Raw genomic sequence first — 7831 nt, forward strand, 5'->3', positions numbered from 1 at the left:
GCATCGCGGCCGGGCAGTCGGGACAGCTAGAACCAGACTTTCCGCCCTCCGACGGGGCGGCCGACGGCGCCGAGAATCCAGAGGATGATCCCGATCACCACGAGGATTCCGCCAATCGTGTAGAGGATCGAGATGCCGGCGAAATAGCCGATCAACAGGAGAATGATGCCGAGCACAATCATGGTCAGTCCGATCCTTCTAGGTAGCAACCGAAGTGTTGTCGGCGACAGGAATTGCCAGATCCGTCGATATTCAAACGTGCGGGCACGTAGGTGTCCGTCGGCCGTTACGCAGGGGGCGGCGGCGGCGGAGGAGGTGGTGGCGGTGCGGGCGGCGGCAACGTGATCGGCGGTAGCCCGGGGATCTCGATGACGTTGGGCGGCGGGGGTGGGCCCAGCTGATTGAGCAGGTCTCCGGGTGGCGGAGGTGGCGCTTCCGGCGGCGGGATGTAGACCGGCGGCGGCACATACCCCGTGCTGGTGTTGATCGTGACGATCGAGCCGGGAATGGTCCTGCCGCTCGGAGTGGTGCCGACCACCGAACCCTTCGTGGCATTGCTGTTGACGGCAGTGGGTTTGTCGGCCACTCGGAAACCGGAGTCCAGCAGGCGTTTCCGGGCGTCGTCGACCTTCAGGCCGGTCACGCTCGGTACTTCGCCGCCGGGGCCGCCGTCGACGTAGCGCGGGTCGGTGGGAGGTAGGCCGATGGGGCCGAAGTCGTCGGCAATGGGACTCATTGCGGCATACCAGGTCAACGCCGGCTCGGTACCGCCGAACAGGGTGCCGTCGCCGCATTTGCGCAACGGGTACGAGCACAGTCCCGACGGTGACGACGAGTCGTCGAAGACGTAGTTCGCGGCGGCGTACCGATTGGTGAAGCCGATGAATCCCGATGAACGGTGGGCCTCGGTGGTGCCCGTCTTGCCCGACATCGGCAGCTTCCAACCGACCGAACTCGCTGCGCCGGCGGCGGTTCCGCTCTGGGAATCCTTGCTCAGAGCGTTCGACAACGTGTTGGCGAGGCCCTCGGGCACCGCCTGATCGCACGGAACGGTCTCCACACCCACTTCATGCCCGTTGCGATCGAAGATCTTGTCGATCGGGCTCGGGGGACACCAGGTACCGCCGGAGGCGAGGGTGGCTCCGACATTCGCCAATTCCAGCGCATTGAGCTCGAACGGGCCGAGCGTGAAGGAGCCGATGTTCTGCCGCTTGACGTAGTCGGCGATGCTCTCGTCGGGGTTTGTCCCGTCCGGGTTGTAGTCACGCGCGCTACCGGGTTCGGCGTAGGACCTCAGCCCCAGTCGGACCGCCATGTCCACCGCGCGCGGTACCCCGATCTGTGAGATGAGTTTGGCGAAGGCGGTATTGGGTGATTGTGCCAGGGCGTCGGTGACACTCAGCGGGCTGCGGAAACCGTGCACGTTGCGCACGCACCAGGTTTCCCTCGGACACCCAGGGGTGTCGCTGCTGCCCAGTCCCTTGCCCGCAAATGTTCCGGGGACATCGAGTGGGGAGTTGATGCCCATGCCCATATCCAGTGCGGCTGCGGTGGTGAAGATCTTGAAGATCGACCCGGCGCCGTCACCGACCAACGAAAAGGGCTGCGGTTGCACGGTCTGGTTGGCATCGAGATCGAGTCCGTAGGTGCGACTGTCGCCCATCGCGATCAATCGGTGGGAGTCCTTGCCGGGAGTGATCACGCTCATCACGCTCGCGACCCCGGCGGCGTTGGGGTCCGCATATTTCTCGATGGCCGACTGGACGCTGTCCTGCACCTTGGGGTCCAGCGTGGTGCGGATCAGGTAACCGTTGCGCGCGACGTCCTTCATCGTGAGACCGGAGCGCGCCAGGTAGTTCAGCACATATTCGCAGAAGAAGGCCCGATTCCCGGCGGCGATGCAGCCTTGCGGAAGTGGGTCTGCCTGGGGGAGTACCCCGAGCGGTGTCGCCTTGGCGGCGCGCAGTTCCTCGGCGCGGTCCGGCAGATAGTCGATCAGCGTGTCGAGCACGAGGTTGCGTCGGGCCAGGGCGCCGTCGGGATTGGTATAGGGGTCCAGTGCGCTGGTGGACCGCACCACGCCGGCCAACAGGGCGGCCTGCGGCCAGGTGAGGTCGGCGGCATCGACGCCGAAATAGGTACGCGCGGCGTCCTGAACTCCGAAGGCTCCGTTGCCGAACGACACGAGGTTCAGGTACCGGGCCAGGATCTCGCTTTTGGGGAGGGTCTTGTCCATCGCCAGCGCGATACGGATCTCGCGCAGCTTGCGTGCGGGGCTGACCTCGACCGCGGCCAGACGCTCGGCGTTGGTGTTCGCCTTGACCAGAAGGTTGTAGTTCTTGACGTACTGCTGCTCGATGGTGGACCCGCCGCGGACCTCGTCGATGCCTCGCAGATAGCCGAAGAGTCCGTTCAGCGTGCCCTGGACATCCACTCCGTTGTGTTCGACGAAGCGCTTGTCCTCCACCGAGACGATCGCCAGCTTCATGGTGTCGGCGATCCGATCGGGAGGAACCACCCATCGGCGCTGCTCGTACAGCCAGGCGATCGGTTTGCCCGTGATGTCGACCATGGTGGTGACGAGCGGTGCGTCCCCTTTGAGCACCTCCGCCGAATCCTGTGCCACCGTGTCGGACAGCCGTGCTGTCATCATGCCGATGCCGCCGACGACGGGAAACATCAAGACCGCCGCGAGTAAACCGGCCAGCACACAGTGCATGGCCAACTTGGCAACCGTAGACCGCGACCGCGGTGGCGGGCCGGACATGTCCTCAAGCGTAAGGCGCTCAGCGGCCGGCGATGGATAGATCGCACGCAACACGTTGGCTACGTTGTGATTTCAGAACCCCGGATTATCGATTCTGATGAGATTCTCACGGCCGACGGCCGCTGCCCGCTGTGCATCGGCGCCCTGACGCGCAACCGGGCCGACGCAGCGTCGCTAACGATCGCCGCGACTGCAGTTCGGATTCGCCGGCTTGGCAGGCCAACTGCACACGTCGATGTAAGTGGTGTTGGCGTACCCACCGCCGTCGAACACGCCGTAGGCGTCGCCGTGGGTGCCGGTGTAGGTGGCACCGCCGCCTCCGCCGCCGCCCGAAGTGATGATCGTGGTGACCGTCCACCCCTTGCTCTGTAGCGCGTCCTTGTACGCGGTCATCACGTCATTCGGAGACCCGTTGACCTGGTAGTGCACGTGGATTCCGCCGTCGGCGATGTCGTCGGGCCCTCTGGTCTGCTGCACGTCCGCGGGTGTCGGCACCAGTGCCGCCATCGCCGCGCTGCCCCCGCCCGCGGTGGTGGTGGCACTGGTGCCGACCGGCGCCGTCGTCGTGGTGGCCTCGGCCTTCTCGGTGACCGGACTGCACGCCGTGGCGGCCAGACCGATTGCCAACGCCCCGATGAGGCAGGTCGTGGTGTGCTTCGTCATGGCATCCCCGTTCGTCTCGCCGCACGCTACCAACGCAGGCAAAGACGTTTGGACAATATTGACGCGAGAAACCACAGGTCGTTCCGATTGCAACAACGCGTCATGCCGGCTACCGCAACCATCGGTGCCGATAGACCGGCTATCTGTTTGATTGTCGTTACCCGGGTGTCGACTGTCGGGAAAGTATCGGTTCACGTGCGGCTTCAACCATGTGTGGGCTTGACGGAGATGACGACGATACGGAGACATGGATGAGGCGCAGGCGGTACCCGGTGGTGGCAGCGTTGGTGTGTACAGCGGCCCTGGTTGCCGCCTGCAATGGCGGCAAGGAGGACGACGCGTCCCTTCCGCTGCTGGACCCCGCCGCCAAGGGCACCCTGTCCGAACACGGTGGAGCGACCCGCGCCGGCGACGACCGCAGCTCGCTGATCGCCGAATCCATCAAGAACACCGGCGCCAAGAACGTCATCCTGTTGATCGGCGACGGGATGGGCGATTCAGAGATCACGGTGGCCCGCAACTACGCACAGGGAGCCGGCGGCGCCTTCCCGGGTCTCGACGCCTTCCCGCTGACCGGCCAGTACACCCACTACTCGTTGGACAAGGACGGCAAGCCCACTTACGTGACCGATTCGGCCGCCAGCGGATCGGCCTGGGCCACCGGGACCAAGACCTACAACGGCGCGATCTCGGTAGACATCCACGGCAAGGAGCAGCAGACGCTGCTGCAGCTTGCCAAGGACGCGGGCAAGGCGACCGGAGACATCTCCACCGCCGAGATCCAGGACGCCACACCGGCGGTGCAACTCGCGCACGTCACCGGACGCAAGTGCTACGGGCCGGATGAGACGACCGCGAAATGCCCGACCAATGCGCTGGAGAAGGGCGGCAACGGGTCGATCACCGAGCAGCTGCTGAGCACGCGTGCCGACGTCGTGATGGGCGGCGGCGCCGAAACCTTCCAGCAGGTCGCCAAAGCCGGTGACTACCAAGGCAAGACGCTCGAGGTTCAGGCCAAGGAGCGCGGCTTCACCATCGTGCGCAACGCCGACGAACTCGGCAAGGTGGACAAGGCCGGCCAGGAGGCCCCATTGCTCGGCCTGTTCGCCGAGGGCAACATGCCGACCCGGTGGAGCGGCCCGGTGGCGGGCAAGGGCGGCTACCTGGAACCGGCCGTCGAATGCAAGGACAACCCGGAGCGCAGCGCGTCGGTGCCGACGCTGGCCGCCATGACCCAGAAGTCCATCGACCTGCTCAAGGGCAATGAGAACGGATTCTTCCTGCAGGTCGAGGGGGCGTCGATCGACAAGCAGGATCACGCTGCCAATCCGTGCGGGCAGATCGGCGAAACCGTCGACCTCGACGAGGCCGCGAAGGTGGCCCTCGACTTCGCCGAGGAGAACAAGGACACCCTGGTGATCGTGACCGCCGACCACGCCCACAGCAGCCAGATCGTCGAGACCATGAGTGTCGATGACGTCCGCGATGCCGCGGCCGAGGCCAAGCTGCCGTTCGAGGTCACCCGCGACGCCATCTACCCGGGCCTGACCCGCGTGCTGCGCGGTAAGGACGGGCAGGACCTGACCATCTCCTACGGCACGTCGGACAACCTCGATGCCATGGACCAGGGCCACACGGGAGCGCAGTTGCGTATCGCGGCCTACGGTCCGAGCGCGGCCAATGTCGTCGGCCTCAGCGACCAGACCGACCTGTTCTTCACGATGGCCCGCGCCATGGGGCTGAAGGACAACTGACCTCGCGCGGAGTGCGGCACCTTCTCACAGCGGACTGCAGGCAAAGACCAAGCCACGCCATAGCGTGCGATTCGTGATGGTGTCGTGGCCTGAATGTGACCCTTGCGGACCAGTGTTGCCCGAGTGACACAAGTGCACTGATGCACTCCACGTCAGATCGGGGAGGACCACCATGACGGCGCACGCCACCTTCGGACGACTGTTCGGTTACACGGCGCTGAGCGTCGCCGGCGCGCTGGCGGCACTGACGGTCAGCCACGGGATGGCGGCGGCTGCGCCGCGGGCGCCGTTGCCGTCCGACGACCAGACGCCCGCGGTGCCGTTCGACCCGGGCGCGTTGGTCAACGCCATCGACGACTACGCGTCCCTGTTGTCGATACTGACCGGAGGCCACAGTGCTCAGCCCGGCCTCGGCGGGCCGGTCGGCGCTGCTCGGCAACCGGTAGGCACCGTTGAGCAACCCAGCGGTGCCTACCCGATGCTCCCCGGGGAGCCGTGAACCCAGTGCCTCGATGCACCGTGTATCCGATACCAAGCCGAGAACGATCAATCAGCGGAACGGAGTGAACCATCGTGTACCTCAGCCGAACAGTTGACACGCGCACCACGCGGATCGCCCTTTCGCTGATCCGTTGCCCCATCAAGAGCCGGCGGTATCCCGCCAAGCAGGAGCGCCTGGTCACCGAGCAGGAAGCGGCACTGCTCACCCGGTGAATTAGGGGTGGTTGTGGCCCTGACGGTTCACGCGGCCAGTTCCGCGTCCTCGGCGACCCGCTCGGCGTCGTAGGTGTTGATGGCGACGCTGTCGAGGATCGCGTGCAGTTGCTCTGCCTGTGCATGCGGGGCGAGTTCGGTCGAGCGGTAGATGAGTCCGGCGGCCCGCGCCTGGCGCCGCACGTGGCGGGTGCGATTCATGCGCAGGTCTTCGTAGCGACGCAGCCGCGCAGCGATCTCCTCGGGCTGCGCACCGCGCAGAAGCACGGCCAGCGTCATGGCGTCCTCGATGGCCTGATTGGCGCCCTGCCCGAGGTGGGGCGTGACCGCATGGGCACTGTCACCCAGGAGGGTGATCCGGTCGGTGGACCAGCGGTCCAACGGTTCCCGGTCGTAGATTCCCCACCGGAACGTGGAGTCCATCGCGTCGATGATCGACAGAACGGTCGGGTCCCAGCCCTGGTAGGCGGCGGCGAGTTCGGCGACATCGCCAGGGGCGGTCCAGGATTCGGCCACGGTGAGATTAGTGGGGACGAACGCGACGATGTTGAGCAGGTCGCCGGCGGACACCGGGTAGGCCAGGAAACTCTGCCGGGGGCCCAGCCACATCGCGCTGGCATTCATATCGACGACGCCGCGCAGCCGCTCGGCGGGAATGAGTCCGCGGTAGGCCATGATTCCCTCGCTCACGGGTGCGGCCGGGCGAGTCACCCTGCCCTGCAAGCGGGAGTGGATGCCGTCCGCGCCGACCAGAAGGTCTGCGTCCACGGTTGTGCCGTCGGAGAATTCGACCAGGACCCCGTCACCGTGCTCGGTGGCCCCGACGCAGGAACGACCCAACTGCAGGGCGCCGGCGGGCAGCGCGTCGGCAAGCACCTTCTGGAATTCTCCGCGGTGCAGGCACCACGTTGTCGCCGGGTCCCCGAAGCCGAGGGCAGACGGCTCACCGGCGATCGGCTCGGCCTGCCAGGTGCGGAACTGATAATGCGTGACGGGACCCGCGATCGCGGCAACCGCAGCGCCCACCCCCAGTGTGTTCAGGACGCGGGATCCGTTGGTCGCGATGGAGACGCCGGCGCCGAGCGCCTTGAGCTCGTGCGCCTGCTCGTACACGGTCGCGTCGATTCCGTTGGCGCGCATGGCGATCGCGGCGGTCAAGCCGCCGATGCCGGCGCCGACCACGGCAACTCGTAGCTGAGCCATGAGATTCTCCTCAATCGCGATAAATGTACCGAGCGGTACGCTATTGACTATAAATGTACCGATCGGTACGGTCAAGGGGTGGCCCGGCCAGCAGATCCCGCAAAGCGTGAAGAGCTGCTGAAGGGCGTCGTGCGCTACCTCGAACAGCACGGGATCGGCGAGATGTCGCTGGCGCCGATGGCCGAGGCCCTGGGCACGAGCAAGCGCATGCTGCTGTACTACTTCGGTGACCGGGCCGAACTCCTGGCACAGGCCCTCGATGCCAGCCGTCCGGAGCTGGGGGAGATGTTCGCCCGTGTCACCCGCCCCGACGAATTCGTCGATGCGGCAACGACATTGTGGCGGGAGCTGACCCTCGGCGGTGAACGGCGCAATGTTCGGCTGCTACTGCAGGTCCTCAGCTTGGCCATCACCGACCCGCAGACCTATGGCGGATCAGCCCGCAACGCGGTCGAGACCATGATCGGTCCGATTGCCCAAGCCTTGACCGCGATCGGCTACGGCGCCGACGATGCGCGGGCGCGGGCCACCCTGGTGGTCTCCGGGCTGCGGGGGCTGTGCCAGGACGGTCTGGTCACCGAGGACGGATCACGGGTCGACGCCGCCGCTGCGCTCCTGATCGCGGCGGCCGTCGAAAGCTAGACCCCGCGGATAGGCAATGCGGCGGATCACTGCTCAATAGTGGCTGTTGCAGAATCGCCTGCCCGGGTGCGTGACTAGGCGGTCTGTT

General features: G+C 66.1%; 8 protein-coding genes. 4 read left to right on the forward strand and 4 right to left on the reverse strand.

The window, feature by feature from the left end; genetic code table 11:
* Positions 1-26: 26 nt before the first annotated feature.
* From AC4LGL_RS26695 to AC4LGL_RS26705, 3 genes are all read right to left on the reverse strand, one after another.
* Positions 27-182 (reverse strand): hypothetical protein, encoded by a 156-nt coding sequence (locus tag AC4LGL_RS26695; protein WP_003879572.1) that lies wholly within the window; start codon positions 180-182, stop codon positions 27-29.
* 104 nt (positions 183-286) lie between these two features.
* Positions 287-2767, reverse strand: a complete 2481-nt coding sequence (gene ponA2 / locus AC4LGL_RS26700) for a transglycosylase/D,D-transpeptidase PonA2 (protein WP_491841376.1) — start codon at positions 2765-2767, stop codon at positions 287-289.
* A 174-nt stretch (positions 2768-2941) separates the two neighbouring features.
* Complete coding sequence (locus AC4LGL_RS26705; RefSeq protein ID WP_491841377.1) at positions 2942-3430, reverse strand: hypothetical protein; 489 nt, start codon at positions 3428-3430, stop codon at positions 2942-2944.
* A 251-nt stretch (positions 3431-3681) separates the two neighbouring features.
* On the opposite strand from AC4LGL_RS26705, the gene phoA reads away from it, so the two are divergent.
* The 3 genes from phoA to AC4LGL_RS26720 all read left to right on the forward strand — a co-directional run bounded on the left by phoA (position 3682) and on the right by AC4LGL_RS26720 (position 5898).
* Complete coding sequence (phoA, locus tag AC4LGL_RS26710; protein WP_491841378.1) at positions 3682-5184, forward strand: alkaline phosphatase; 1503 nt, start codon at positions 3682-3684, stop codon at positions 5182-5184.
* Between the two features lie 172 nt (positions 5185-5356).
* On the forward strand, positions 5357-5683 hold the full coding sequence (locus AC4LGL_RS26715; protein ID WP_491841379.1) for a hypothetical protein: 327 nt from the start codon (positions 5357-5359) through the stop codon (positions 5681-5683).
* Between the two features lie 74 nt (positions 5684-5757).
* Complete coding sequence (locus tag AC4LGL_RS26720) at positions 5758-5898, forward strand: hypothetical protein (RefSeq protein WP_491841380.1); 141 nt, start codon at positions 5758-5760, stop codon at positions 5896-5898.
* Positions 5899-5925: 27 nt separating this feature from the next.
* On the opposite strand, the gene AC4LGL_RS26725 is transcribed toward AC4LGL_RS26720, so the two are convergent.
* A complete protein-coding gene (locus AC4LGL_RS26725) occupies positions 5926-7101 on the reverse strand; it encodes an FAD-dependent monooxygenase (protein WP_491841381.1) in 1176 nt (391 codons plus the stop codon).
* Between the two features lie 78 nt (positions 7102-7179).
* On the opposite strand from AC4LGL_RS26725, the gene AC4LGL_RS26730 reads away from it, so the two are divergent.
* A complete protein-coding gene (locus AC4LGL_RS26730; RefSeq protein ID WP_491841382.1) occupies positions 7180-7743 on the forward strand; it encodes a TetR/AcrR family transcriptional regulator in 564 nt (187 codons plus the stop codon).
* Positions 7744-7831 lie beyond the last annotated feature (88 nt).

Source organism: Mycolicibacterium arcueilense (genome assembly GCF_058536225.1).